Origin of the sequence: Shewanella mangrovi (assembly GCF_000753795.1) — a bacterium.
Lineage (GTDB): Bacteria > Pseudomonadota > Gammaproteobacteria > Enterobacterales > Shewanellaceae > Shewanella > Shewanella mangrovi.
In genome coordinates, this window is record NZ_JPEO01000043.1 from 1 (window position 1) to 572 (window position 572).

Below are 572 nucleotides of genomic sequence, written 5' to 3' on the forward strand. Positions count from 1 at the left end.
AGTAAAGAATCCACCTTCTGAAGAAGGTGGCTTTGTGTTAACCCCCTAGAAGGGGGCCTTCTAGTCAAGAGCAAGCAATGCTTGCTCTTGCTTCTCCACATTTTCTTGATGACGCACGTATCGACGTATGATTTCTTCATTTATTCCCACTGAATCAACGAAGTAACCTCTCTGCCAAAAGTGGTTACCCCACAACTTATTCTTTCTTAAATGTGGATACTTACTGAAGAGCTTTAACGCGATTTTTCCCTTTAATGCTCCCATCAAACTCGATATCGATAGTTTAGAAGGAACCTTTACTACTAGGTGGACATGGTCGATTTGGACATTCAATTCCATCACGATACAACCTAGTTGCTTGCAATAGACATGAATACATCTATAAACATCCTTGCCTGGATTATTTTTCAGAATCCTAAAACGATATTTCGGTGTCCAAACTATGTGATATTGACATCGCCAGAACACATGCGATGCTTGTTCGTATCTACTCATGTTAATTTCCTTTTTGACTTCGCTAAAAATCATAGGGAGATTTAACATGAGTGGATTTACGGGCAAAGCCCTCTCAT

Annotated in this window: 1 protein-coding gene; it reads right to left on the reverse strand. The window is 39.9% G+C overall.

What is annotated here, in order from left to right; genetic code table 11:
• Positions 1–60: 60 nt before the first annotated feature.
• Complete coding sequence (gene tnpA, locus HR45_RS18920) at positions 61–495, reverse strand: IS200/IS605 family transposase (RefSeq protein ID WP_037445950.1); 435 nt, start codon at positions 493–495, stop codon at positions 61–63.
• Positions 496–572 lie beyond the last annotated feature (77 nt).

What these genes read in the sequence shown, in the direction of transcription:
- tnpA (WP_037445950.1), bottom strand. Translation starts at nt 495, where the DNA reads ATGAGTAGATACGAACAAGCATCGCATGTGTTCTGGCGATGTCAATAT.